Here is a 25,682-nt window from a genome sequence, read left to right as displayed (position 1 = left end):
CCCCGCGCGGCCCCGCCCCGCGCCGCCCCCGCGCCCGCGCCGCGCCCGCGCCGCGCCCGCGCCGCCCCGCGCCCGCCCCGCCGCCGCGCCGCCCCGCGCCCGCCCCGCCCCCGCGCCGCCCCGCGCCCGCCCCGCCCCCGCGCCGCGCCCGGGGCGTTCGCCGTTCCCGCCCCGAACCCAGGCATAAACGCGATCCACTCGTATAAACGCGATGTCCACGTGTTTCTGCGCGTGAATGGCGTTTATGCCTGTCACATCGAGCGGGTGTTCCTCCCGACGGAGACCAGGGCGGCCCCCTCGGAGCGACGCACGGGCTGCAGCCCGGCGGAGAGGAGGGCGCCACGCAGCGCCTCGACGCGGAGAGCTCCCGCGTAGTCCCACCGGGCGACGTGCCACCCGTGCCGTCGAAGAGCGTCCTCACGGCGCTTCTCGGCCCGGACGGCCTCGGCCGCCGCGGCGGCATCTGTGTCGCTGTACTTCATCCACCCGTCGACCTCGCCGATGATCTTCCGCTCAGGCCAGCAGAAGTCCGACCGGTAGATGCGTCCGTCGACGCCGTGCTCCGTCTGGAGCGCGGGAGCGGGGAACCCGCACCACTCGATGACCGCTCGACTGACCGACTCTGCCGGTGACTCCGCCAGCGGCGTCGCGCGCGACAGCGCCCACAGCGCGCGTCGCGCCCCGAACGTGGTCTGCTGCGCGGCGGCGAGATCGAGCAATCGCGGGGTGTCGAGGCCGAAAGACCGGGCCGCGGCATCGGCGACGGCGAGCCCGAATGCGGGAGGCAGCACCCGGGCCAGGTCGATCACGACGTCCTCGATGGCGCTCACGCGGATGCCGGCGATCGAGCAGTTCGTTCTCTCGTCGGCGCTCGTGTGAACGGTGACGTCGCCGTACGTCACCGATCTCGACCGGCGTCCGTCGAAGATGTGGATCGCTCGCGGGTGGCCGAAGACGGGGAGTCCCAGCAGCGAGGCGGCGGACTCGTGTGAGAACACGGCATCCTGTCTCGCCGAAGCGAACGCATGGACCCGAACGAGGTAGCGCTCCCACGGCTTCAGTGCCTCCCATGCGGCGCGGACCGTGTACACACCGGCGCGCACGCGGAGCAGGGATTCGTCTCGCCACAACGGTGGTCCGGATCGGGGCGCGTGCGAGGCGCGGATCAGTGGTGCCGGGGAGGCGCGTAGCGATCGGGGAACGATGTCCATCCGGTGAGGGTGCCAGTTCGCGGGCGGGTGCGTGCCGCGGGGTGTGGATAACTCGCGAAGGGTCCTCGTGTAAACGCTCCTCGCGCGCATAAACACGATGCACACGCGTTTATGCGCGCGGATCGCGTTTATGCGTCAGGGCGGAGCGCGGAGCGCGGGGGAGGGTGCGGCGCGGGGACGGTGGGGCGCGATGGCCGCGGGGACGGACGGCGCGGGATGCCGAAAGCCCCGACGTCGCGTACAATGGCAAGGTTGCGTGCGTCAGTGCGCAACGACCGCTGTCCGGAACCGCCGGGCGTGCGGGAGAGAGGGAGCCGCGAGGTTTCCGCTCGAGAGAGGAAAAGGATATGGCACCCAAGAAAAAGGTGACCGGCCTGATCAAGCTCCAGATCAAGGCAGGCGCGGCCAACCCCGCACCGCCGATCGGTCCGGCGCTCGGTCAGCACGGCGTCAACATCATGGAGTTCTGCAAGGCCTACAACGCGGCGACCGAAGCCCAGCGCGGCAACGTCATCCCCGTTGAGATCACGGTCTACGAAGACCGCAGCTTCACCTTCATCCTGAAGACCCCGCCGGCGGCGGAGCTCATCAAGAAGGCGGCTGGACTGGCCAAGGGTTCGTCCACGCCCCACACGGTCAAGGTGGGCAAGCTCACCAAGGACCAGGTTCGCGAGATCGCCACCACGAAGCAGCCCGACCTGAACGCGAACGACATCGAGGCCGCCTCGAAGATCATCGCCGGCACCGCCCGTTCCATGGGCATCACGGTCGAGGACTGAGGGAGATAACAATGGCTACCAAGTCCAAGGCATTCCGCGCCGCAGCTGAGAAGATCGCGGCCGACACGTTCTACACCCCGACCGAGGCCGTCGCCCTCGCGAAGGAGACCGGCTCGAAGAAGTTCGACTCGACCGTAGAGGTCGCGCTGAAGCTCTCGGTCGACCCCCGTAAGGCCGACCAGATGGTCCGCGGCACGGTCATCCTCCCCCACGGCACGGGTAAGACCGCGCGCGTCATCGTCTTCGCCAACGGCCCCGCGGCCGAGGCGGCTCTCGCCGCCGGCGCCGACGAGGTCGGTGGCACCGAGCTCATCGAGAAGGTCGCGGCCGGCTACACGTCGTTCGACGCCGCCGTCTCGACCCCCGAGCTCATGGGCCAGGTCGGTCGCCTCGGTAAGGTCCTCGGACCCCGCGGCCTCATGCCGAACCCCAAGACCGGCACCGTGACCCCCAACCCGGCCAAGGCCGTCGAGGAGATCAAGGGCGGAAAGATCGAGTTCCGCGTCGACAAGCACGCCAACGTGCACTTCGTCGTCGGCAAGGCGTCGTTCTCGGCCGAGCAGCTCGACGAGAACCTCAAGGCCGCTCTCGAGGAGATCGTCCGCCTCAAGCCCTCGAGCTCGAAGGGTCGTTACATCCAGAAGGGCGCCGTCTCGACCACCTTCGGTCCCGGCATCCCGCTGGACGTCAACGTCATCGTCTGACATCGGTCACCGAAAGCCCCGCCGCACCTCGTGTCGGCGGGGCTTTCGCGTTTCCGGGCGGCACTGCGCCTGCACGATCGTGCAATACGGCGTCATGCGGGAAGACGTTCGCGCCCGAGCGTGTTCTGCTGGAGGGTACGCCTGCACCGCGTACCCCCCCCACACCACTCACACATGTCTGGAACAGCTATGCCCCGTCGCCGTCTGACCGTCCTCGCCGCCACCCTCGGCCTCAGCGCCCTCGCGCTGACCGCCTGCAGTGGCGGTTCCACCGCGGCGAACCCCGACGCGGGGTCGGATCTCGGCTTGATCTCCGGCGGCACGCTGACCGTGGCCACCGAGGGTACCTACCGTCCCTTCTCGTACCACGAGGGTGCGGGCGAGCTGACGGGCTTCGACGTCGAGATCGCGAAGGCCGTCGCCGACAAGCTCGGTCTGCAGGTGAAGTTCCAGGAGACCCAGTGGGACGCGATCTTCGCGGGCCTGGATGCCGGCCGCTTCGACGTCATCGCCAACCAGGTCTCGATCAACCCCGAGCGCCAGGAGAAGTACACCTTCAGCTCGCCGTACACCGTCTCGCGCGGCGTCATCGTGACGACCGACAGCGACAACGCCATCTCGAGCTTCGCCGACCTGTCGGGCAAGACCACCGCCCAGTCGCTCACGAGCAACTGGTACGAGCTCGCGACGTCGAGCGGCGCCCAGGTCGAGGCCGTCGAGGGGTGGGCCCAGGCCGTCGCCCTGCTCAAGCAGGGTCGCGTCGACGCCACGGTCAACGACCAGCTCACCTACCTCGACTACGAGAAGACCAACAGCCCGACCGGCCTGAAGATCGCCGCCACCACGGAGGATTCCTCCGAGAGCGCCTTCGCCTTCAAGAAGGGCCAGGACAAGCTGGCGGATGCCGTCGACGGAGCGCTCGACGAACTCCGCGCCGACGGAACCCTCGCCACGATCAGCGACAAGTACTTCGGCGCCGACGTCACGAAGTAACCAGCTGGTGTAAACCCCCGCGGATCATCCGCTTCCCCGCTCTAACGTGGGAGGCGGATGATCCGCTCGCGTGTGAGGAAGGAGGCTCATGAACGACATCTGGACCCTGCTCGTCGACTCGTTCTGGCCGATGGTTCTGGCCGGCATCACGGGCACGATCCCGCTGTCCCTGGCCTCGTTCGCGATCGGTCTCGTGATCGCGCTGGCCATGGCCCTGCTGCGCCTTTCGCGCAACGTGGTGCTGTCGGGCTTCGCCCGGTTCTACATCTCGATCATTCGCGGCACGCCCCTGCTGGTGCAGCTGTTCGTGATCTTCTACGGCCTGCCGTCGCTGGGACTGACGATCGATCCCTTCCCCGCGGCGGTCATCGCGTTCTCGCTGAACGTCGGCGGGTACGCGGCGGAGGTCATCCGCGCGGCCATCCTGTCCGTCCCGCGCGGGCAGTGGGAGGCGGCGCACACGGTGGGCCTGAACCGCCGCAAGACGCTGACGCGCATCATCCTGCCGCAGGCGGCTCGCGTCTCGGTGCCGCCCCTGTCGAACACGTTCATCTCGCTCGTGAAGGACAGCTCGCTGGCATCCCTCATCCTCGTCACCGAGCTGTTCCGCCAGGCGCAGGCCATCGCTGCCTTCTCGTACGAGTTCATGGCGGTGTATCTCGAAGCCGCGCTCATCTACTGGCTGTTCTGCCTCGTGCTGTCGTTCGGGCAGAACGCCCTGGAAAAGAGGCTGGACCGCCATGTCGCACACTGACACCGCCCCGCTGCTCGCCGTCTCGGGACTGCAGAAGAGCTTCGGCACCAACCGAGTCCTCGACGGTGTCGATCTCGAGGTGCGCCGCGGCGATGTGCTCGTGCTGATCGGGCCCTCCGGCTCTGGCAAGACCACGGTGCTGCGGTGCCTGAACGCTCTTGAGACCCCGGATGCCGGTGTGCTGGCGTTCGACGGGGGGCCGGTCGTGGACTTCTCGCAGAAGGTGTCGAAGTCCGATCGCACCGGGCTGCGCGATCGCTCGGCGATGGTGTTCCAGCACCACAATCTCTTCCCGCACCTCACCGTCATCCAGAACGTGATCGAGGGGCCGATCCAGGCGCACGGCGTCCCGAAAGCCGAGGCTGTCGCCCGTGCCGAGACCCTGCTCGCCCGCGTCGGCCTGTCGGAGAAGCGCGACGCGTACCCGTCCGAGCTCTCCGGCGGACAGCAGCAGCGCGTCGGCATCGTGCGCGCTCTGGCCCTGCAGCCCTCGTTGCTGTTGTTCGACGAGCCGACCAGCGCACTCGACCCCGAGCTGGTGGGCGAGGTTCTCACGGTCCTCCGCGAACTGGCGAACGAGGGGTGGACGATGGTCATCGTCACGCACGAGCTCGGCTTCGCGCGCGAGGTGGCCGACGAGGTGCTGTTCTTCGACGCGGGAGTGATCGTCGAGCGCGGAGCGCCGTCCGAGCTCCTGCGCCAGCCGAAGAAGGAGCGTACTCGACGCTTCCTCGATCGTCTGCTGCGCCCGCTCGACGGCCCCGACCCCTCGGAGAGCGCGGAGTAACAGCCGGCGCCGTAGGGTCGAGGGATGAGCCGCCTCGAGAACCTTCTCGGCATCGACGTGCCGATCGTCCTCGGCCCGTTCGGCGGACTGTCGTCTGTCGCTCTGACTGCCGCCGTCAGCGACGGGGGAGGGCTCGGGTCCTTCGGACTGTACGGCTACACGCCCGACCGCATCCACGACACGGTGTCGCAGCTGCGCGCCGCCACCCCGCGGCCCGTCGCCGTGAACCTCTGGCTTCCGCGCGGTGACGAAGTGCGCCCCGAAGACATCGACGTGCAGCCGTTCGTCGACGCCGCGGCCCCGCTGTTCGCCGCGGCCGGGGTCGACGCGCCCACCCCGCCGACGGCGTTCCTGCCGCCCGTCGCCGACCAGCTCGACGCCGTCTTCGCGGCCCGGCCCGACGTGCTGAGCGTCGTCTTCGGGATTCCGGATGCCGACACCCTCATCGCGGCGCGTGAGCACGGCATCCGCGTGATCGGCACGGCGACCTCGGTCGCCGAGGCCGTCGCGCTCGAGGCGGCGGGCGTCGACGCCGTCGTCGCCACCGGCTCGGAGGCAGGCGGGCACCGGGTGTCGTTCCTGCGAGAGGCGTCGGCGTCTCTGGTCGGAACGTTCGCCCTCGTTCCGCAGGTGGTCGACGCCGTCGGCGTCCCGGTCATCGCCGCGGGCGGCATCGCCGATCGGCGTGGGGTCGCGGCTGCTCTCGCTCTGGGCGCCGAGGGGGTGCAGGTGGGGACGGCGTTCCTGCGCACCTCCCAGTCGGCGGCCACCGCCGCCCATCGCGACGCGATCGGTCGAGCGGCCGACACCGACACCGTGCTGACCCGGGCCATGAGCGGGCGGCTGGCTCGCGGCATCCCGAATCGAGCGATGCACGAGCTCGAGGCGTCGGGGATGATCGCTCCTTTTCCCGCGCAGAACTGGCTGACCGGGGTGTTCCGCGCTGCGGCGACCGCGCGGGGCGACGGCGAGCTGGTGTCGCTGTGGGCGGGGCAGGCCGCGGCGCTGTCGCGCTTCGACGACGCCGCCGACGTCCTCGCCGAACTCACGGCCGGCCTCCCGGTCTGACTCAGGCGGTGGCGCGGATCTCGAACCCGGATGCCGCGTGCTCGGCGCCCTCGACGACGTCGACATCGTCGACGCGGGCCCCGGCCGGCCCATCGTGCGCCCAGGCGATCACGCCCTCGACGTCGTCGGGGTCTCCCGAGAGGAACGCCTCCACCGAACCATCCCGGCGGTTGCGCACCCAGCCGTCGACGCCGAGACGCTCCGCCTCTGTGCGCAGGGAGTATCGGAAGCCGACGCCCTGGACGCGGCCCGTCACCGTCATCGTCACCGTTCGCATCGGCCCATTCTCGCCGACGCCGCCGGGCCCTGGTGTCGTCGGTTCAGTGCGGCAGCACGAGGGAGAGCGCGATCGCGAACATCACCACGGCGATGATGCCGTCGAGAACGCGCCAGGCGCGCGGGGTGTCGAGCCACCGGCCGAGGAACCGCGCACCGAAGCCGAGGGCCGAGAACCAGACCAGGCTCGCGATGCACGCCCCCACCGCGAAGGCCCAGCGCCCGTCGCCGTGCGTCGACGCCACGGATCCGAGCAGGAAGACCGTGTCGAGGTACACGTGCGGATTGAGCCAGGTGAGGGCGAGGCATGTCAGCACCGTCGCCGTCAGCGTGGTGCGCGCCGGACGGGTCTGTATCGTCGTGCCGCCGGCCGTCGGTGCGGAAGGGGATGTCGAGGTGTCCAGGTGCAGCGTCGCGCCGCTGGGACGCAGGGCGCGGCGCGCGGCGAGGAGGCCGTAGCCGACGAGGAACCCGGCCCCCGCCCACCGGACGACCACGATCAGCCACGGCACCGCCTGCAGCACCAAGCCCACGCCCGAGACGCCGAGCAGGATCAGAACGGCATCGGAGAGCGCGCAGACCGCCACCACGGCGAGGAGGTGCTCGCGGCGGATGCCCTGACGCAAGACGAAGAGGTTCTGGGCGCCGATGGCGACGATGAGAGAGAAGCCGAGACCGAGGCCGGCGAGCAGGGAGGGGAGCACGTAGGCGACGCTAGGGACGGAGTGAGGCGTAGACCAGCTCAGGATTCTGCAGCACCGTTAGCATTCCTTCATGCCGATACCCTTCGATCTGGCCCGGACGCTCGCTGTCGTCGTCGAAGAGGGGACCCTGGATGCCGCCGCCCGGCGTCTGCACATCACCCCCTCCGCGGTGAGTCAGCGCATCCGAGCGCTCGAGGATCAGCTCGGGCGCGTGGTGCTCGTGCGCAGCAAGCCCGTGCGCGCCACCGAAGCAGGCGGTGCCGTGGTGCGACTGGCTCGCCAACTCGCCCTGCTCGAGCATGACGCCCTCGCCGCGATCGGCGCGGAAGGGGGAGCCGTGGTATCCGTCCCGCTGGCGGTGAACGCCGACTCCCTCGCCACCTGGTTCCTGCCGCCGCTCGCCCGAGTGGCGGATCGTCGCGCCGTCGTGTTCGATCTGCACCGCGATGACCAGGACTTCACCGCCGGGCTCCTCGAATCCGGCACGGTGATGGCCGCGGTCACCTCGCGAGAGGCGCCCGTGGCCGGGTGTCGTGTGCGACGGCTCGGCGTGCTGCGGTACGAGGCGGTGGCCACCACTTCGTTCGCGGCGAAATGGTTCGCCGGAGGGGTCGACGCCGAGGCGCTCCGGGCCGCGCCCGTGGTGGACTTCGACCGGCGCGACGACCTGCAGACGCAGTGGTTGGCTCGCCGAGGAGTGCCCGCAGCGGCTCCGCCGCGGCACCGGGTCCCGGCATCGCAGGACTTCGCCACCGCCGTCGAACTGGGCCTCGGGTGGGGCTTGCTCCCGGGATTCCAGTCGGCGGGGGCGCTGCGTGCGGGCGAACTCGTGCGGCTCGGCGACGACCCCATCGACGTGCCGCTCTACTGGCAGCAGTGGAACCTCACCTCGCCACTGCTCGACGAGATCGCCGACGAGATCGTCGACGAGGGGCGCCGGATGCTGGCCGCGGGCTGAGCTCAGTCGTCGCTCACGCTCAGCACGATCTTGCCGCGCGTGTGCCCCCGCTCGATCTCGGTGTGCGCCGCGGCGGCGTCGTCGAGTTCGAAGACGTGCTCGACGTACACGCGCACGGCTCCCGACTCGAGCAGCCGCGTGATGGTCGCCAGAGCCCCGCCGTCGGGAATCGTCTTGTAATCGGTGGAGCGGATGCCACGCTCCGCGGCCGCCTCGCGGAAGCCGGGCCACGCCCCGGTGGGCACCTCGATGAGCAGACCACCCGGACGCAGCACCTCGAGCGAGCGGGTGCCGGTGTCGTCGGAGACGTTGCCGATGAGGTCGATGACGACGTCGACGTCGGAGACCACCTCTTCGAACCGCGTCGAGGTGTAGTCGACCACCTCGGCGGCGCCCAGCTCGCGGAGCCACTCCAGGTTGCGCGGTGATCCGGTCGCGATCACGTGCGCGCCGAAGTAGGCGGCGAACTGCACCGCGAAGTGGCCCACGCCGCCGCTGCCCGCGTGCACCAGGATGCGCTGGCCCTGATGGGCGAGGGCCGTCTCGACCACGATGCCCCAGGCGGTGAGGGCCGCCACCGGCACACCGGCCGCCTCGACGTGCGAGAGAGACGAGGGCTTTCGGGCGAGGGAGAGGGTCGGGACGACGACGTACTCGGCGTATGAGCCGCTCGTGCGCGGCACGGTGGCCATGCCGTAGACCTCGGTGCCGACGGGGAAGGGGTGCGCGTCGAAGGGGGCACGCACGACCACTCCGCTCACGTCGAGTCCGAGCACGACCGGCCACGACGAGATAGCGCCGGACAGGCCTCGTCCCGCGCGGGTCTTCGCGTCGATCGGGTTGACGCCGGCCGCGACCACCCGCACGAGCACCTCGCTCAGTACCGGCGTGGGGACCTCGATCTCGGCGAGGTGCAGTGCCTCGGGGTCGCCCGGGCCGTCGAAAACCACCGCGCGCATCGTGTCCGGCACCGACGGAGCGGGCTGGAGGACGGTATCGGGATGCGTCGATCGGAATCTCATCGGGCGCTCACTCTCGCTGCGGTCGGTTCGCGGCGACCTCGCCGCGGTTCCCACAGTCAACCCGGCCATTGTCTCGACGGTGTTACGCCTCGGTCACCGTGTCGCGAAGCCCGCCCGCCGCGCTCGCGCGGGAAGCGCGATCAGTCGCGAGCGGGGACTTCGCCGACGGCGAGAGCGTGCAGCAGCGTCGAGAGGTGACGGATGTCGTCGATCGTCCAGTCGGCGATCGCGTCGAACAGGCGGCTCTCATGCGGCGCGCGTGCCTCGGCCAGGCGGCCGTGGCCGACCTCGGTGACGGCGATGAGCCGTGAGCGACGGTCGTTCGGATCCGGCGTGCGCGTGACGAGGCCGAGCTCTTCGAGCTCGGTGATCGAACGGCTCAGGAACCCCTTGTCGGCGGCCAGACGCTCGGCCAGCGCGGACAGGGTCAGCGGACCGAAGCGGCTCACCACGGAGAGGGCTTTGAACGTCGCCGGCAGCATCCCCGGGCTCACGCGTTCCGCCGCTTCGGAGACGAAGCGGCGGAACACCGTCATGAGCTCCGAGAACGACGACTCGAGGGCCTGCACGGCCTCGCGGCGGTCGTCGTCCTTATCGCTCGTCACGTCAGCCATCCTCTCCCATCTCGGACGCACGGCGTGCACGACGCGAGGAGCCGGCATCCTGTGTCGGGACGGTGCCGGTGGCCGAGAGCGTGGCCATGGCCTCGGGAACGGACACGGTGGCGAAGTCGGCCTCGCTCGCTGCGACGCGCTCGGTGGTGGTCATGCGGGTCAGCGGACGGTTCGGCAGGAACAGGATCGCGACGAGGCTCACGACCGCGACGGGCACGGCGATGAGGAACGAGTGCGCGATCGACTGCGCGTAGATGTCCTCGACGATGACGCGAACGCTCTCGGGGAGGGTCGACACCTGCGGGATGGCTCCCGACTGCAGGGTCTGCGCGACCGAGGCTCCGTCGGCGCCGAGGCCGATGATGGCGGCCTTGAGGTCGGCCGCGCGGTCGTTGAACAGGCTTGTCGCCATGCTCGCGAGAGCGGCGCCCATCACCGAGACGCCGATCGTGCCGCCGAGGCTGCGGAAGAACGTCACCCCGGAGCTCGCCGCGCCCATCTGCGTGGGGTTGGCGGTGTTCTGCACCACGAGGACGAGGTTCTGCATGGTCATGCCGACGCCCGCGCCCAGCAGGGCCATGTAGATCGAGACGAGGGCGAAGTTCGTGTCGTAGTGGATGGTCGACAACAGGAAGGAGCCCGCGATCAACAGCACGCCACCGGCGATGAGGAACGGCTTCCAGTGACCGAAGCGCGAGATCAGGGCGCCGACGACGATCGACGAGACGAGCAGACCGCCGATCATCGGGATCGTCATGACGCCTGCCTCGGTCGGCGTGGCGCCACGGGCCATCTGCATGTACTGGCTGAGGAACACCGAGGTGCCGAACATCGCAAGACCCGTCGCGATCGAGGCGATGGTTGCGAGGGTGAAGGTGGCGTCGCGGAACAGGGTGAGCGGGACGAGCGGCTCGGACGATCGCAGTTCGACGATGACGAAGAGGACCGCGGCGAGGACCGCGCCGCCGACCATGAGGAGCGTCTCGGTGCTCGCCCACTCGAAGGTGCTGCCGGCGTTGGTGACCCAGATGAGCAGGAGTGAGACGGCGGCCGAGAGCAGGACGATGCCGACGTAGTCGATCTTCACCGCGCGCTTCGCCCGCGCCGGAAGATGCAGCGTGCGCTGCTGGATGAGGAGCGCTGCGACCGCGAAGGGGAGGGCGACGAAGAAGTTCCAGCGCCAGCCGAAGGCGTCGGTGATGACGCCGCCGAGCAGCGGGCCGCCGACCGTGGCGACCGCCATGACCGCGCCGAACAGGCCCATGTAGCGACCCCGCTCGCGGGGGCTGATGATGTCGGCCATGATCACCTGGCTGAGGGCGGCGAGACCGCCGGCGCCGAGCCCCTGCACCGCGCGGAAGGCGATGAGCATGTCGGTGTTCTGCGAGAAGCCGGCGGCGGCGGTCGCGAGCACGAAGATCGCGATGGCGATCTGGATGAGGACCTTGCGGTTGAAGAGGTCGGCGAGCTTGCCCCAGATGGGCGTCGAGATCGCGGTGGTGAGCAGGGTCGCGGTGATGACCCAGGTGTAGGCGTTCTGGTCGCCGGAGAGGTCGTGCACGATGACGGGCAGCGAGGTCGACACCACGGTCGAGGCGAGCATCGACACGAAGGTGCCGAGCAGCAGGCCGATGAGGGCCGGAAGGACGCGCCGCTGGGCGGGCGCCTCGAGAGAAGAGGTTGTCATGCGGGAGCTCCACGAAAGGGGGACGGATGCCGCGACGACACTGGCGCGATTAGTTGACTGATGTCAACGATACGCCTATTGATTGACTTGCGTCAACCATTAATCGAGGAGGGCGAGGGCCCGATACCTGTCCGTGGGTTCTTGTCGCACCGGAGCCGGTCGCCGCGCCTCCATGGTGCGGCGGTAAAGCTCGTCGATGAGGGAGGTTGCCAACCCGACGAGCTTCGCGATCTCGCGCTCGTCTCGGTCGATCCACTGGCATCGCGGCTCGTCGTGCATCGGCACGAAGCCGTCGTGCTGCTCCCACGCGACGAGGGTGCGTTCGGCGCCCAGCACGTGCTGCTGCCACCAGATCTGGCGCATGTACGTCTTGGGGATCGAGCGCCACGCCTTGTTGGTGGTCTTGATCTCGGCGAGCACGATGCGCCCCTCGCCGTCGACGACCACGCCGTCGGGGGTCGCGAGATGACGCTTCTCGACCACCGCGTGATAGAGCGCGGACGACGGACGGATGCCGTGGGTCGCCGCCACCCAGGCGGCGATCTCGGGCTCGCGACGGCGACCGTGGGCCGTGAAGGCGTTGCCCGAGAAGTTCGAGCCCATGAGCTTGGCATCCGCGGCTCTCGAGATCGCATTGGCGCTCGTGAGGGTGGCCACGTCGGTCGCGGTGATCCCCCGGGACCGGGCGCGGATCCAGGCGACGCGGTCGCGCGAGTCGGCGACGATCCGGGCGTCCAGGTCGGCGCTTCGCGAGGCGACGAGCTCGGGGGACATGCGTTCGACCCTAACCCGGTCCGCCCGAGGTTTGCGTGCGAGGGGCGGCGCGTCGGCATCCGGGGTCTTGTGGGCGAAGTAAGGGTGACCTAAGTTGTGTGCATGAGCTCGGACGGTCCCTCGCTGCGTCGCCCCGACGGTGGTCGCTGGTGCGATCTCGAAGGCGCGGTGCTGCTCGGCGGCGACGCGCGGAACGTCCCCGACATGAGGCGAATCGTCGCCGCCCTCTCTCCCGAGGCGCACGCGACCGTTCTGGTCGAGGTCTGCGGGGTGGGGGAGATCGAGGCGTTCGACGCCCCGTCGGCACGGGTGAGTTGGCTCGACCGCACGCTCGACGGCGAGCTGCGCCCGCGCGGCGAGAGGCTCGCGGCGGCGATCCACGCGTGGTGCGCCGAGTGGTCCTGCGGTGAGGCACCCGTGTGCACCGTATGGCTCGGTGCGCGCACACCGTCTCGCATCGTGCGCATGACGCGGGCGATGCTGCCGGAGTCGCGGGTCTCCTGAGGCGGGGCGGGTGGGGCGGGTGGTGGGCGCTGTCCGGGTTCCGAGACGCACCTGTCTCGCGTGGACGCAGTCGTCTCGTGGGGGCGTACACGTCTGGTGAGGACGCAGTCATCTGGTGAGGACGCACCCGTCTCGCGAGGACGCACGCGGTCACTCGCGATGCTCTGCGTCTTCGCTGATGGGATGCGTCTTCGAAGCCCTCTCCGTGCCTTCTGTTGGGCGCGTGGCTGTGGATAACGCACGACGCCATGCTGCCGGATTCGACAGGGTGGGCGTATGCAGACGGAATCAGCGGTCGTGCGAGCCCGACGGTCGCTGTTCTCCCGAGACGAGCTCAGTGAGCGCGGTGTGTCGGATGCTGAGATGCGCAAGGCCGGGGCTGCGGGGGATTGGCACCGGATTCAGGCGGGCGTCTACATTGCTCGCAAGGAGTGGGAAGCGGCGCGGCCGAGCGACCGTCATCGCTTCGCCGTCCTGGCCGCCGTCGACCGCTCGCGGGACGCCGTCGGCGTGCTCTCCCATCTCTCGGCGGCTGTACTGCACGGTCTCCCGGTGTATCGGTTCCGCGAAGAGCCTGTTCACACGACGGTTCCTCGCGCTTCGCATCCTCCAAGTGGACGTACGATCCGACGGCATACGGGGGTGCTCGACCCGGCGGACGCTGTCGTCGTCGACGGCATCCGCTGCACCTCTCTCGAGCGGACCGTACTCGATATCGCGTGCACGCAACCGCGCGAGGTGGCTCTGAGCTGCGCCGACGGGGCCCTGCGTCGAGTCTCAGTCAAGGATCGGCGGTTCGATCCCGATGCGCAGGCGCTCTGGCGTGACGTCATGCGGGAGCGCGTTGAGCGTGCGAGGGGGCGACGCGGCGTGCGCGCTGCCGAATGGATCGTTGACTTCGCCGACGGTCGGGCGGAGCTCCCGGGCGAGAGCGTGAGCAGGCTGCAGCTGCATCGACTCGGTTTCCGTCGCCTGGACCTGCAGGTGGCGGTGAAAGGACCTCGTGGGTTCGACTACTTCGTCGACATCGCCCTGCCTGACGCGCAAACGTTTTGGGAGTTCGACGGAGAAGTGAAGTACAGAGACGTCTCGATGCGCCGGGGCCGCTCCGTCGAAGACGTGCTACTGGATGAGAAGCGGCGTGAGGACTGGATTCGCGGGGTCACGCAGTGGCGAGTGTGTCGCGGAGGCTTCGCCGACATCGTCTCGCCGGAGGCGCTCGCGGCCCGCCTGGCGGCATTCGGAGTGCGACCGCCGCGCTGATGCGGGCCGTAATCGTCATGCTGGCGGGGCCAAGACGCACGCGTTCGCTGAGGACGCAGTTGTTGGGGGCTAATCGGACGCGGTCACGACGAACGCGTGCGTCGTCGGCAACCCTGCGGGGTCGGCTGGGCGGGCGGGCCGGGCGGCGAGGGCGGGGTTGGCGGGAAGAGCGGGCCGGTTTGGCGGGGGAGCGGGCGTCGGGTACATTAGTGGTCAAGCCAAAGACCGTCGGTTATCGGAGTGCTCGCATTCCGATCGAAGCGTCTGCTGAAAAGCAGGGGACCTACGCAGGTAAACGAACTCTCCTTCGGGAATCCGAGCTCCGTGCGCCTGCGCCGGAGCTCTTCTTTTTGTCCGGACCCGGTGTCTTCGGCCGGCGCCCCGCCACCGCGGAGCGCCTCGTTCACACAAGGAGTGGCCATGGCGCAGAAGGATGCATCGGTCGCCGAGCTCACGAAGAACTTCGAGAGCTCGACCGCCGTTCTGCTGACCGAGTACCGCGGTCTGACGGTTGCCCAGCTCAAGCAGCTGCGCAACGACATCCGTCAGGACGCGGATTACGCCGTGGTGAAGAACACGCTGACCAAGATCGCCGCGGCTAACGCGGGGGTCACGGGACTGGACGACGAGCTCAAGGGCCCGTCTGCCATCGCGTTCGTGCACGGTGACCCTGTCGCCGTCGCGAAGAGCCTGCGTGCCTTCGCCAAGGCTAACCCTCAGCTCGTGGTGAAGGGCGGCTACTTCGATGGCGCCGCTCTGACCGCGGATGAGGTCAACAAGCTCGCCGATCTCGAAAGCCGTGAAGTCCTGCTGGCGAAGCTCGCCGGTGCGATGAAGGCGACGATGACCAAGGCGGCATACGTCTTCCAGGCGCTTCCGTCGAAGGCCGTTCGCACGGTCGACGCGCTGCGCGAGAAGCAGGACACCGCGGCCTGACCCGGCCCGGATGATTAACCCGATCAAGGAGATACAACATGGCTAAGCTCAGCACCGAAGAGCTGCTCGACGCGTTCAAGGAGCTCACCCTCATCGAGCTCTCCGAGTTCGTCAAGGCGTTCGAGGAGACCTTCGACGTCACCGCTGCCGCCCCCGTGGCCGTTGCCGGCCCCGCCGCCGGTGGCGCTGCCCCCGCCGAAGAGGCCGAGGAGAAGGACTCGTTCGACGTCGTCCTCGAGGCCGCCGGTGACAAGAAGATCCAGGTCATCAAGGTCGTCCGCGAGCTCACCTCGCTCGGCCTCGGCGAGGCCAAGGCCGTCGTCGATGGTGCTCCCAAGGCCGTGCTCGAGGGCGCGAACAAGGAGACCGCCGAGAAGGCCAAGGCTGCCCTCGAGGAGGCCGGCGCTTCGGTGACCCTGAAGTAATTTCGCTTCACGCGGTCGCTTCAACGCGATAAACGAAGGCCCGGATGCCACTGGCATCCGGGCCTTCGTCGTTTCCCGCCGGAGGTGGGGTCGTCGGCCGTTCGAGGGCGACGTCGCCTTCGCTCCCGTGAGACGCGGTTTCACCCGCCGAGGTACTGATGTTCACCAGATCGAAATAAAGAAGCCTGGGAAAAGGGTATGTGGATCGTTTACGGTCGTTGAGAACCCCCCGTCGATCCCCCCACCTCCGACGTCGCCTTGTGCACGCCGGTACTTGGAGACCCATGCCCTCCGATGCTTCGCGCGTGTCCGCGCGCCGTTTCACCGCCGCACTGAGCGCCGCCCTCGGCGTCGCCCTGCTCGGTTCCGCTATCGTCCCGCTGCCGGCGTCGGCTGCCGTGGGCTCCAAGGTGGTGATCAACGAGGCCTACCTGAAGGGCGGAAGCGACAACGCGATCTTCAACAAGAAGTTCGTCGAGCTGTACAACGCCGGCGATACCGCCCAGGACCTCAGCGGATGGTCGCTGCAGTATCGCGCCGCGACGAACGTCGCCAAGGGTAACGTGCAGAAGCTGACCGGCTCGATCGCCGCGGGCGGCTACTACCTCATCGCCCTCCCCGGCAACGGCAACCCGCCGGCCGGTGCGGACCTGCCCGCCGCCGACCTGACGAGCACCACCATCACACCCTCGGGGACCAACGGCCAGCTCATTCTCGCCAACGTCGGCGAGGCGGTCGCACCGGCAGCCGGCAACGTCACCGATGCCCGCGTGGTCGACTTCCTCGGCTACGGCTCCGCGGTCAGCTTCGAGACGAAGGCCGCCACGGTCACCGAAGGCAACACCACGCCCAACGCTCTCGTCCGCACCGATTTCGTCGACACCAACGACAACTCCGCGGACTTCACCAACACCACGACCGTGACGCCGCAGGGCTCGGGTAGTGCCACGCCGAACCCCGACCCGTCGGGATCGGCCTCGCCCTCGCCCTCCACCTCGCCGACGCAGGCGCCCCCGGTCACGCCGGGAACGGTCATCCCGATCAGCGAGATCCAGGGCACGGGTGCCACCACACCCCTGGCCGATCAGACCGTCACCACGCGCGGCATCGTGACCGCCGCGTATCCGACCGGCGGCTACAACGGCTTCTTCATCCAGACCCCCGGCACCGGTGGCGAGATCGATCCCCAGACGCATCTGGCATCCGACGCCGTGTTCGTGTACGGCTCGGCCGCGACGGCGAAGGTGGCCGTCGGCCAGCACGTCGAGGTGACCGGTACGGCCAAAGAGTTCTCGGGCCAGACGCAGATCACCGCCGAGGCCTCCGGGGTGAGCGTGCTCACCGAGCAGGCGGCCGCCGTGCAGCCCGCGAAGATCGCCTGGCCGAAGACCGACGAAGAGCGCGAGCGCTTCGAGGGCATGCTCCTCGCGCCGCAGGGTGACTTCACGGTCACGAACTCGTACTCGACCAACCAGTACGCCGAGGTGGGCCTCGCCGCGGGCACCACGCCGCTGCGCACCCCCACCGACGTGGCTGTTCCCGACAGCCCCGAGTACGTCGCGGCGGTCGCCGACAACAACGCCCGAGCCGTGGTGCTCGACGACGGCGCGTCGATCAACTTCCTGAGCGACGCCAACAAGGGCATCCCCCTGCCGTACGTGTCGCTCACCAACCCGGTGCGCGTCGGCGCCCCGGTGACGTTCACGAAGCCGGTGGTCCTCGATTACCGCAACAACGCCTGGAAGTTCCAGCCGACGCAGCAGCTGACGGTAGACAACGCCAAGGACGTGCAGCCCGCGACCTTCGCGAACACCCGCACGAAGGCGCCTGCGCCGGTCGGCGGTGATCTGAAGATCTCGAGCTTCAACGTCCTCAACTACTTCACCACGACCGCCGAGAGCGTCGGATGCACCTCGGTCTACCGGGACCGCGAGGGCAACCCGATCACCGCGGACACGTGCCCCGCGCCCGGTCCCCGTGGCGCCGCGAACGACGTCAACCTCAAGCGCCAGCAGGACAAGATCGTCGCCGCGATCAACGGCCTCGGCGCCGACGTCGTCTCGCTCGAAGAGATCGAGAACTCCGCGAAGTTCGGCAAGAACCGCGACGCGGCGCTGTCGACCCTCGTCGGCGCCCTCAACACGGCGCTCGGTTCGCAGCAGTGGGCGTTCGTGCCCTCGCCCGCGGCCCTGCCCGCGACGGAGGACGTCATCCGCACGGCCTTCATCTACAAGAAGGCCGTCGCCGCTCCCGTGGGCGACAGCGTGATCCTCGACGACGCCGCATTCCGCAACGCACGCCAGCCGCTCGCGCAGGCGTTCGCCCCGGTCGCGTTCCCGGATGCCAAGATCCTGGCGATCGTGAACCACTTCAAGTCGAAGGGCGACAGCAACCCCAAGGCCACGGGTGACAACGCCAACGGCATCCAGGGCGCGTTCAACGGCGATCGGGTGCGTCAGGCGGAGGCCCTCGGGAACTTCGCGAAGACGCGCTCGGCCGCCGTCGGCACGGATGACGTGTTCCTTCTCGGAGACTTCAACTCCTACTCGCAAGAGGACCCGATCCAGAAGCTGCGGGACTTCGGTTTCGAGCCGCTGGAGGCCGGCACGGGCAAGTACTCGTACTCGTTCAGCGGCCAGTCGGGTTCGCTCGACCACGTCCTCGCGTCGCCCTCGGCGCGCGAGCTGGTCACCGGCGCCGACATCTGGAACATCAACGCCGTCGAGGCGCTCGCCCTGGAGTACAGCCGCTTCAACTACAACGCGGTCAACTTCTACGACACGACGCCGTACCGCTCCAGCGACCACGATCCGGTCATCGTCGGCCTCGATCTGTCGCCGACCACCCAGGTGAACCTGATCGGCATCAACGACTTCCACGGTCGCATCGACGCCAACACGGTGCGATTCGCCGGAACCGTCGAGCAGGTGCGCGCGCAGTACGGAGAGAAGAACTCCCTCTTCATCTCCAACGGTGACAACATCGGCGCCTCGGTGTTCGCCTCGTCGTACTTCGGCGACAAGCCGACCATCGACGTGCTGAACGCGCTCGACCTGAAGGCCTCTGCCGCGGGGAACCACGAGTTCGATAAGGGTGCAGACGACCTCACGGGGCGCGTCGACACGCTCGCCGACTTCCCCTACCTGGCCGCGAACGTCTTCAAGGACGGCAAGCCGCTCCTGCAGGAGTACGCGATCTTCGAGGTCGACGGCGTGCGCGTCGGCGTCATCGGAGCCATCACGGAGTCGACCCCGACGTTGGTCACACCCAGCGGCATCCAGGGGATCGAGTTCCGGGATCCGGTCGCCGAGGTCAACCGTGTGGTCGCCCAGATCGACGACCAGGTCGACGTGATCGTGGCCCAGTACCACGAGGGCTCCGGTACCGGTCAGGCCACGACGACGCTCGAGCAGGCCCTCGCGGCGGGTGGCCCGTTCGCCGAGATCGTGAACCAGACCTCGCCCGAGGTGGATGCCATCTTCACCGGTCACACGCACCAGCTCTACGCGTGGAACGCGCCGATCCCGGGCCGCGAGGGCACCCGCCCGATCGTCCAGACCGGCAGCTACGGCGAGAACATCGGTCAGATCGTGCTGAATGTCGACGCCGACGGTGACGTCGTGAGCTCCTCCGCGCGTAACGTCGCTCGACTCGGGGGCAAGGACGCGGCCGTCAACGCGGCGCTGGACGCGGAGCTCATCCGGACCTACCCGCGCGTGGCCGAGGTCGACGCGATCGTGAAGGCAGCCCGTGCCGAGGCGGATGTGGTGGGGCAGAAGGAGGTGGGTTCGGTGAGCGCGGACATCACGACGGCCTTCAGCGGCGGCTCGTACGTCGACGGCGTCTACACCGGTGGTGCGCGGGGCGACCGCACCAAGCAGTCCGCCCTGGGCGGGCTGGTCGCGGATGCTCTGCTCGACTCCCTCGACGACGCCGACCGTGGCGGTGCGGAGGTCGCATTCGTCAACCCGGGCGGCCTGCGCGACGAGCTGCTCTACGGCTCGGACGGCGTGATCACCCTGGCCGAGGCCAATGCCGTCCTGCCGTTCCTGAACAACCTGTGGACCACGACGCTCACGGGTGATCAGATCCGACAGGTGCTCGAGCAGCAGTGGGGCGACTTCTCGAAGCGCACCGACGATGCCAACCTCGCGCTCGGCGTGTCGGAGAACCTCCGGTTCACGTACGACGCGTCGCTTCCGGCCGGTCAGCGCGTCACGGGCGTCTGGATCGACGGTCAGGCCGTCGACCCGGCGAAGGGGTACCGCGTGGGCTCGTTCAACTTCCTGCTCGGCGGCGGTGACAGCTTCTCGGTCTTCGCGCGAGGCACGGACACCCGTGACTCCGGGCTGATCGACCGCGACGCGTGGATCCGGTACCTCACCGACAACCCCGGTCTGACGCCGGACTTCACCGCCCGCGGGGTGCAGGTCTCGGGCTCCACGACGGCCGCCCCGGGTGCCGACCTCACGGTGACGGTGTCGAACCTGAATCTCACGTCGCTGGGTGCGCCGGAGAACACGACCCTCGACGCCTCTTTCGGGGCCGAGGCCGCTTCGACCCGCCTCGCCCTGTTCGCCGCTCCCACGGCGCGGATCGCGGCTCTCGCCGCCCCGGCGGCGACGAGCGTCCCCGTCGTGAACGGGTCCGCGACCGTCACCCTGGGCGTGCCCGCGGACGCGGTCGGAACACTGCAATTGCGTCTGGTGGCGCAGCCCAGCGGAACCGACGTGATCGTCCCCGTGCGGGTCGCGGCGCCCGGTGACGGTGTCGGCACCCCCGGCGACGGAGCGGGCCAGGGCCAGGGCCAGGGCGGTTCGGGTCAGGGTTCCGGCTCGGGTGCTCTGCCCACCACCGGCTCCGACACGGCGTGGATGGGTGCGGGCGTGCTCGCCGCCCTCGCGCTGCTGGGCCTGGGACTCGTGGCCCGTCGGCGCGCGACGCGCCAGGCCGACTGATCGGGGACGGGAAGGGTCCCGGATGCCACGGCATCCGGGACCCTTTCCGTCTACGCGGAGCGCGGGGGAGCGGTCGAGGCGCGCACGACGAGCCGCGTGTCCGCTTCGGTGCGCCACGCGGGGTGATCGCCCGTTCCCTCGATCATCGAGAGCAGCATGCGCGTCGCCTCGACTCCCTGTGCCTGCGGGAACTGCTCGATCGTGGTGAGCGAGAACATCTCGGCATAGTCGTGCCCGTCGATCCCGACGACGCTGAGCTCGGTGGGGACCGAGATGCCCATGCGGCGCGCGGCGATGATGACGCCGATCGCGACCTCGTCGCAGGCAGCGACCACTCCCGTAGGACGCGATGCCGCGTCGGCCAGGAACGATGCCGCAGCCGCATATGCGTCGGTGATTGTGAGTGTCGAGGGGACGCTGCGGATCCGCACGGCCAGGCCGTGGTCGTTCATCGCGTTGCGGTACCCGATGGAGCGTTCGTCGACGTCTTTCGCCGGCGCATCGCTGCGCGGGGTGCTGCCGACGAAGGCAATGTCGGTGTGACCGAGCGCGATGAGGTGCTGCGTGATGATGCGCGTGATGGCGATGTTGTCGAGGCCGAGGGTGGGCACCCCGCTCAAGGCGTTGCCGATGCTCACCACGGGCTTGCCGATGTTCGCCAAGCGTTCCAGATCGGCGTCGTCGGGTTCGAGGGCGACGGCGATGATGCCGTCGAAGCGTTTGCGGGCGAGGTAGGTCGAGTACAGGCTTTCGCGGTCGTTCGAGCCGGGCTCCGCGACGTACAGCGTGACGTCGTAGCCGAGCGGGATCAGGGTGCGTTCCACGCCCTCGACGATCGAGCCGAAGTACCAGCGGTTCACTTTCGGAACGATCAGGGCGATCGTGCGCGTCCGCCCCGTCGCGAGGCTCACCGCGCTCGTCGAGGGCACATAACCGAGGGATGCCGCGGCGTCGGCGACGCGCTGGCGCGTGCCGTCGGAGACGTAGCCGCCGCCCGTGAGGGCGCGGCTCGCCGTCGACTTGGACACGCCGGCCAGGCGTGCCACATCGGCGATTCCGCTCATGCCGTGATCTTCCTCGTGAGGGGTCGACATCCGTGTCGACCTCGAAAACAGTATCCGAGAATTCGCGAAAGTGGAACCGGTCCCGGCTCGATCTGCTGGCTGTTTTCCGCGTCTTTCCGCTAGTTATCCGTTCGTGACCTGAGGTCGGTTGCAACTCTTGTGGATTGCCTCTACGGTTGCCTGGAATCGGTTCCCGACGGGATCCGGTGCACCAAGACACTCAAAGAGGAGAGACCACATGGGTATGTCACAGCGGTACCGTCTGCTGGCGCCCGTCGGGCTGTTGGCGATCGGTGCGATCGCTCTCGCGGGCTGCGCGGAAGGCGACAGCGGCGGCACGAGCGGTTCGGGAGGCGAGACGACGGTCCGCATCTCCGGCGGCATCACCGGTAGCGAGGCCGATCTGCTGAACCAGTCGTTCGACCAGTTCACCAAGGACACCGGTATCAAGGTCGTCTACACCGGCGACAAGAGCTTCGAGGGCAACATCGTCACCAAGGTGACCGGTGGCGATGCCCCCGACATCGCGATCGTTCCCCAGCCGGGTCTGCTCAAGACCCTCATCGGCACGGGAGATGTGAAGAAGGCGTCCGACACCGTGTCGTCGAACGTCGACCAGTACTGGGGCGAGGACTGGAAGTCCTACGGCAGTGAGGACGGCACGTTCTACGCCGCCCCCATGCTCGCGAACCTCAAGGGCTATGTCTGGTACTCGCCCGCGAAGTTCAAGGAGTGGGGCGTCGAGATCCCCAAGACGCTCGACGAGCTCATGACCCTCACAGCGACGATCCAGCAGAAGACGGGCGCGGCGCCCTGGTGCGCCGGTTTCGCTTCGGGTGATGCGTCGGGCTGGCCCGGAACCGACTGGATCGAAGACATGGTGCTGCGTCAGTCCGGCGCCGACGTCTACGACAAGTGGGTCGCCAACGAGGTCAAGTTCACCGACGCGCCGATCAAGGAGGCCTTCGAGGCCACCGGCAAGATCCTGCTGAACCCCTCGTACGTCAACGCCGGCTTCGGCGACGTCAAGAGCATCAACTCGGTCGCCTTCGCCGACGTGGCCGCCAAGGTCGCCGACGGCAGCTGCCCGATGACGCACCAGGCCTCGTTCCTGTCGTCGAACTTCCTCACGGTCAAGAACGCCGCGGGACAGACGCCGACCGTCGCTCCCGACGGCGACGTCTACGCGTTCCTGCTCCCGGGCGTGACCGAGGGCAAGCTCGCGGTCGAGGGCGGTGGCGAGTTCGTCACGACCTTCTCCGACGACGCGAACGTCCAGAAGGTCGCCGAGTTCATGTCGACGCCCGACTTCGCCAACGCCCGCGTCAAGCTCGGCGGCGTGATCTCGGCCAACAAGGGTGCCGACCCGTCGCTCGCCTCAAGCGAGTTCCTCCAGGAGGCCATGAAGGTCGTCCAGGATCCGAACACCACGCTGCGTTTCGACGCCTCGGACCTCATGCCGGCCACCGTCGGCTCGGGTTCGTTCTGGAAGGGCATGGTCAGCTGGATCGACGGTACGCCGACCGACCAGGTGCTGAGCGACATCCAGACCGGCTATAACAACTAATCAGCCGCCGCACCACCGATGGGCCGCCCGCCACGCGGGCGGCCCATCCGGGTCCATACTTCTATTCCGCCCGCACGCACCACACGGGCACTCAACGATGAGCACGAAGGCGTGTTCGGGAGGGACGTCATGACCGATATCAAGAACGCGGAGAAGGCGCCGACGGCGTCACCTCCGCCGGGCGGACGAGCCGAGCGTCGTACGCGCGGCTCCGGCGCACGCAATCGCACCACGCTGCTCGTGGTGCTCGTAGGGCTCATCCTGGTGGTGGCGCTCTTCCTCTTCATGGTCACGCGGGCTCCCGCCGAGACCAAGCCGACCACCCTGGGCTTCAGCCTCAACAGCTTCTTCATCTGGCTCGGCGGGCTCAGCCCCCTCGTCCAGATCCCCCTCGTCATCGTCGCCTTCGGCGCGGTCGTCGGTCTTCTGCTGCTTCTCATCGAATACGCACCGCGCTCCGGCAAGGGATACTTCTGGCTGCGGCTCATCGCCTGCTTCGGTATTCCGGTGCTGGCGTTCATGCTTCTGCGCCCGTACCAGAACGCCGTCGTCTACGTGCTCGGCATCGCGATCCTGCTCGGTGCGATCCTCTTCTACGCCGACTACCGCTCGCGCCAGGGTGCGGGGTACCTCTTCCAGCTGATCCTGTTCGCGGCCCCCGCGTCGATCCTGCTGCTGATCGGTCTGGTCTACCCGGCCATCACCACCTTCTTCCAGTCGTTCTTCGACAAGACCGGTGACAACTTCGTCGGTCTCGAGAACTACATCTGGACCTTCACGAACCCCGAGGGTTTCTGGTCGGTCATCAACACGCTCATCTGGGTGCTCCTGGCCCCGACCATCGCCACGGCGATCGGTCTGGCCTACGCGGTCTTCATCGACCGCGCGGCGGGGGAGAAGTACCTCAAGGTGCTCATCTTCGCGCCGTTCGCGATCTCGTTCGTCGGCGCCGGCATCATCTGGAAGTTCGTCTACGACTTCCGCCAGGGCGACCAGATCGGCGTGCTGAACGCGATCGTCACGGCGTTCGGCGGGCAGCCGGTCTCGTGGCTCGCGGCGTCGCCGCTGATCAACACGCTGTTGCTCGTCGTCGTCTTCATCTGGAGTCAGACGGGACTGGCGATGGTCATCCTCTCGGCCGCCATCAAGGCCGTGCCGCCGGAGCAGAACGAAGCGGCCGAACTCGACGGCGCCAGCGCCTGGGAGCGCTTCGTCAACGTCACCGTTCCCGGCATCCGTTCTTCGCTCATCGTGGTCCTCACGACGATCGCGATCGGTGCGCTGAAGATCTACGACATCGTCGCCGTCATGACCGGTGGGCGAAACGACTCGACCGTGCTCGCCTTCGAGATGGTCAACCAGCAGCAGCGCTTCCAGAGCTACGGGCACTCCGCGGCGCTGGCCGTGGTGCTGTTCATCTTCGTGCTGCCGCTGATCATCTTCAACGTGCGCCAGATCCGGAAGCAGAGGGAAGTGCGATGACCACCTCGACCGTGGTGATCGAACCCACCACAGACACCCGCTCCGCCCGCCAGGTCGCGCGCGACACGCGTAAGCACGAGGCGATGGCGCGCAAGCGCCTCACCTCGAAGGGCGCGACGATCGCGGCCATCGTGATCGCCTTCTTCTGGACGATCCCGACGTTCGGTCTCTTCGTCACCTCGTTCCGACCGGGTTCCGACACCCAGTCGTCGGGGTGGTGGACGGTGTTCACCGACCCGTCGTTCACGCTGGAGAACTACCGTCTCGCGCTGACCTCCGGCGGGACCGCACTGACCCTGGCGCAGTCGTTCCTGAACTCGCTCGCGATCACCATCCCGGTCGTGCTGTTCGCGCTCGCTGTGGCTTCGCTCATCGCGTACGCGTTCGCGTGGATCGACTTCAAGGGACGCAACTTCTTCTTCATCTTCATCTTCGCGTTGCAGATCGTGCCGCTGCAGATGGCCCTCGTGCCCCTGCTGAGCCTGTTCTCGCGCGGACTGACCATCAACGACGTCACGATCTTCCCGGGATTCGACCTGCGCGGTGTGGAGCACAGCTTCGCGACCGTCTGGATCGCGCACGTGATCTTCGCGATGCCGCTGGCGGTCTTCCTGCTGCACAACTTCATCGCCGAGATCCCCGCTGAGGTCATCGAGGCGGCGCGCGTGGACGGTGCCGGACACGGGCAGATCTTCTTCCGCTTGATCCTGCCGCTCGCCGCTCCCGCTCTGGCCTCGTTCGCGGTGCTCGAGTTCATCTGGGTGTGGAACGACCTGCTCGTGGCGACGATCTTCGCGCCATCGTCCTCGTTGCCTCTGACGCAATCGCTGAACTCGCTGTCGGGCACCTGGGGCGACCAGTGGTTCCTGCAGTCCGCGGGAACGTTCATCTCGATTCTGGTTCCGCTCATCGTGTTCTTCCTGCTGCAGCGCTTCTTCGTGCGCGGTCTGCTGGCTGGAGCGACGAAGGGCTGAGCCCGTCTCGACCGAAGGGGCGCGGCATCCGGAAGGGTGTCGCGCCCCTTCGCCGTTCCCGGCTCACCCGCCGACCCCCACGCATAAACGCGATCCGCACGTGAAAACGCGAGGAGCGCGCGTTTATGGGTGTGGATCGCGTTTATGCGTGAGGGGGCGGGAGCCCATGCCCTGCGGT

The 25,682-nt window shown here is 68.4% G+C and carries 23 protein-coding genes; 15 read left to right on the top strand and 8 right to left on the bottom strand.

What is annotated here, in order from left to right; translation table 11 throughout:
- Positions 1-251: 251 nt before the first annotated feature.
- Complete coding sequence (locus tag MTE01_RS16655) at positions 252-998, bottom strand: hypothetical protein (protein ID WP_141378431.1); 747 nt, start codon at positions 996-998, stop codon at positions 252-254.
- A 560-nt stretch (positions 999-1,558) separates the two neighbouring features.
- Here MTE01_RS16655 and rplK point away from each other — a divergent pair.
- The 6 genes from rplK (at position 1,559) to MTE01_RS16625 (ending at position 6,296) form a co-directional block, all read left to right on the top strand.
- Positions 1,559-1,990, top strand: a complete 432-nt coding sequence (gene rplK / locus MTE01_RS16650; RefSeq protein WP_013585556.1) for a 50S ribosomal protein L11 — start codon at positions 1,559-1,561, stop codon at positions 1,988-1,990.
- Between the two features lie 11 nt (positions 1,991-2,001).
- A complete protein-coding gene (gene rplA, locus MTE01_RS16645) occupies positions 2,002-2,694 on the top strand; it encodes a 50S ribosomal protein L1 (protein WP_094734955.1) in 693 nt (230 codons plus the stop codon).
- Between the two features lie 189 nt (positions 2,695-2,883).
- On the top strand, positions 2,884-3,687 hold the full coding sequence (locus tag MTE01_RS16640) for an amino acid ABC transporter substrate-binding protein (RefSeq protein ID WP_103205969.1): 804 nt from the start codon (positions 2,884-2,886) through the stop codon (positions 3,685-3,687).
- Positions 3,688-3,775: 88 nt separating this feature from the next.
- A complete protein-coding gene (locus MTE01_RS16635; protein ID WP_103205970.1) occupies positions 3,776-4,441 on the top strand; it encodes an amino acid ABC transporter permease in 666 nt (221 codons plus the stop codon).
- A complete protein-coding gene (locus MTE01_RS16630) occupies positions 4,428-5,228 on the top strand; it encodes an amino acid ABC transporter ATP-binding protein (RefSeq protein ID WP_141378430.1) in 801 nt (266 codons plus the stop codon). The genes MTE01_RS16635 and MTE01_RS16630 overlap by 14 nt, the downstream gene beginning before the upstream one ends.
- 24 nt (positions 5,229-5,252) lie before the next feature.
- The gene (locus tag MTE01_RS16625) at positions 5,253-6,296 is read left to right on the top strand and encodes an NAD(P)H-dependent flavin oxidoreductase (RefSeq protein ID WP_141378429.1); all 1,044 of its coding nucleotides are present in this window, start codon (positions 5,253-5,255) and stop codon (positions 6,294-6,296) included.
- A gap of 1 nt (position 6,297) precedes the next feature.
- On the opposite strand, the gene MTE01_RS16620 is transcribed toward MTE01_RS16625, so the two are convergent.
- On the bottom strand, positions 6,298-6,573 hold the full coding sequence (locus MTE01_RS16620) for an acylphosphatase (protein ID WP_116239218.1): 276 nt from the start codon (positions 6,571-6,573) through the stop codon (positions 6,298-6,300).
- A gap of 43 nt (positions 6,574-6,616) precedes the next feature.
- The gene (locus tag MTE01_RS16615) at positions 6,617-7,276 is read right to left on the bottom strand and encodes a LysE/ArgO family amino acid transporter (protein WP_103205974.1); all 660 of its coding nucleotides are present in this window, start codon (positions 7,274-7,276) and stop codon (positions 6,617-6,619) included.
- 70 nt (positions 7,277-7,346) lie between these two features.
- On the opposite strand from MTE01_RS16615, the gene MTE01_RS16610 reads away from it, so the two are divergent.
- Positions 7,347-8,234 (top strand): LysR family transcriptional regulator ArgP, encoded by an 888-nt coding sequence (locus tag MTE01_RS16610; protein WP_141378428.1) that lies wholly within the window; start codon positions 7,347-7,349, stop codon positions 8,232-8,234.
- Positions 8,235-8,236: 2 nt separating this feature from the next.
- On the opposite strand, the gene MTE01_RS16605 is transcribed toward MTE01_RS16610, so the two are convergent.
- The 4 genes from MTE01_RS16605 to MTE01_RS16590 form a co-directional block, all read right to left on the bottom strand.
- Positions 8,237-9,256: an NADP-dependent oxidoreductase gene (locus MTE01_RS16605; RefSeq protein ID WP_141378427.1), complete on the bottom strand. Its 1,020-nt coding sequence runs from the start codon at positions 9,254-9,256 to the stop codon at positions 8,237-8,239.
- Between the two features lie 140 nt (positions 9,257-9,396).
- On the bottom strand, positions 9,397-9,870 hold the full coding sequence (locus MTE01_RS16600) for a MarR family winged helix-turn-helix transcriptional regulator (protein ID WP_103205977.1): 474 nt from the start codon (positions 9,868-9,870) through the stop codon (positions 9,397-9,399).
- On the bottom strand, positions 9,863-11,557 hold the full coding sequence (locus MTE01_RS16595) for an MDR family MFS transporter (protein WP_141378426.1): 1,695 nt from the start codon (positions 11,555-11,557) through the stop codon (positions 9,863-9,865). Before MTE01_RS16595 ends, MTE01_RS16600 begins: the two co-directional genes overlap by 8 nt.
- 99 nt (positions 11,558-11,656) lie before the next feature.
- The gene (locus MTE01_RS16590) at positions 11,657-12,331 is read right to left on the bottom strand and encodes a YqaJ viral recombinase family protein (RefSeq protein ID WP_103205979.1); all 675 of its coding nucleotides are present in this window, start codon (positions 12,329-12,331) and stop codon (positions 11,657-11,659) included.
- A 102-nt stretch (positions 12,332-12,433) separates the two neighbouring features.
- On the opposite strand from MTE01_RS16590, the gene MTE01_RS16585 reads away from it, so the two are divergent.
- The 5 genes from MTE01_RS16585 to MTE01_RS16565 all read left to right on the top strand — a co-directional run bounded on the left by MTE01_RS16585 (position 12,434) and on the right by MTE01_RS16565 (position 20,417).
- Positions 12,434-12,835 carry an SIP domain-containing protein gene (locus MTE01_RS16585; RefSeq protein WP_141378425.1) on the top strand — a complete coding sequence of 134 codons (402 nt, stop codon included), beginning with the start codon at positions 12,434-12,436 and terminating at the stop codon, positions 12,833-12,835.
- Between the two features lie 276 nt (positions 12,836-13,111).
- Positions 13,112-14,098: a type IV toxin-antitoxin system AbiEi family antitoxin domain-containing protein gene (locus tag MTE01_RS16580; protein ID WP_141378424.1), complete on the top strand. Its 987-nt coding sequence runs from the start codon at positions 13,112-13,114 to the stop codon at positions 14,096-14,098.
- 420 nt (positions 14,099-14,518) lie between these two features.
- Complete coding sequence (gene rplJ, locus MTE01_RS16575; RefSeq protein WP_094735742.1) at positions 14,519-15,034, top strand: 50S ribosomal protein L10; 516 nt, start codon at positions 14,519-14,521, stop codon at positions 15,032-15,034.
- A 38-nt stretch (positions 15,035-15,072) separates the two neighbouring features.
- Complete coding sequence (gene rplL / locus MTE01_RS16570) at positions 15,073-15,459, top strand: 50S ribosomal protein L7/L12 (RefSeq protein ID WP_013585572.1); 387 nt, start codon at positions 15,073-15,075, stop codon at positions 15,457-15,459.
- Between the two features lie 305 nt (positions 15,460-15,764).
- On the top strand, positions 15,765-20,417 hold the full coding sequence (locus tag MTE01_RS16565) for an ExeM/NucH family extracellular endonuclease (protein ID WP_246078347.1): 4,653 nt from the start codon (positions 15,765-15,767) through the stop codon (positions 20,415-20,417).
- A 50-nt stretch (positions 20,418-20,467) separates the two neighbouring features.
- Here MTE01_RS16565 and MTE01_RS16560 read toward each other — a convergent pair whose 3' ends face one another.
- Positions 20,468-21,481, bottom strand: a complete 1,014-nt coding sequence (locus MTE01_RS16560) for a LacI family DNA-binding transcriptional regulator (RefSeq protein ID WP_103206414.1) — start codon at positions 21,479-21,481, stop codon at positions 20,468-20,470.
- A gap of 238 nt (positions 21,482-21,719) precedes the next feature.
- Here MTE01_RS16560 and MTE01_RS16555 point away from each other — a divergent pair, with 238 nt between their 5' ends.
- The 3 genes from MTE01_RS16555 (at position 21,720) to MTE01_RS16545 (ending at position 25,504) form a co-directional block, all read left to right on the top strand.
- Entirely contained in the window at positions 21,720-23,048 is a 1,329-nt protein-coding gene (locus MTE01_RS16555) for an ABC transporter substrate-binding protein (RefSeq protein WP_103205983.1), read from the top strand.
- A 129-nt stretch (positions 23,049-23,177) separates the two neighbouring features.
- Complete coding sequence (locus MTE01_RS16550; RefSeq protein WP_246078346.1) at positions 23,178-24,530, top strand: carbohydrate ABC transporter permease; 1,353 nt, start codon at positions 23,178-23,180, stop codon at positions 24,528-24,530.
- The gene (locus MTE01_RS16545) at positions 24,527-25,504 is read left to right on the top strand and encodes a carbohydrate ABC transporter permease (RefSeq protein ID WP_103205984.1); all 978 of its coding nucleotides are present in this window, start codon (positions 24,527-24,529) and stop codon (positions 25,502-25,504) included. The genes MTE01_RS16550 and MTE01_RS16545 overlap by 4 nt, the downstream gene beginning before the upstream one ends.
- Positions 25,505-25,682: the final 178 nt, after the last annotated feature.

The sequence above is a fragment of the Microbacterium testaceum genome (assembly GCF_006539145.1).
GTDB classification, from domain to species: domain Bacteria; phylum Actinomycetota; class Actinomycetes; order Actinomycetales; family Microbacteriaceae; genus Microbacterium; species Microbacterium testaceum.
The sequence above is the reverse complement of the archived record's forward strand: the minus strand, read 5'-3'. Positions and strand labels throughout refer to the sequence as shown.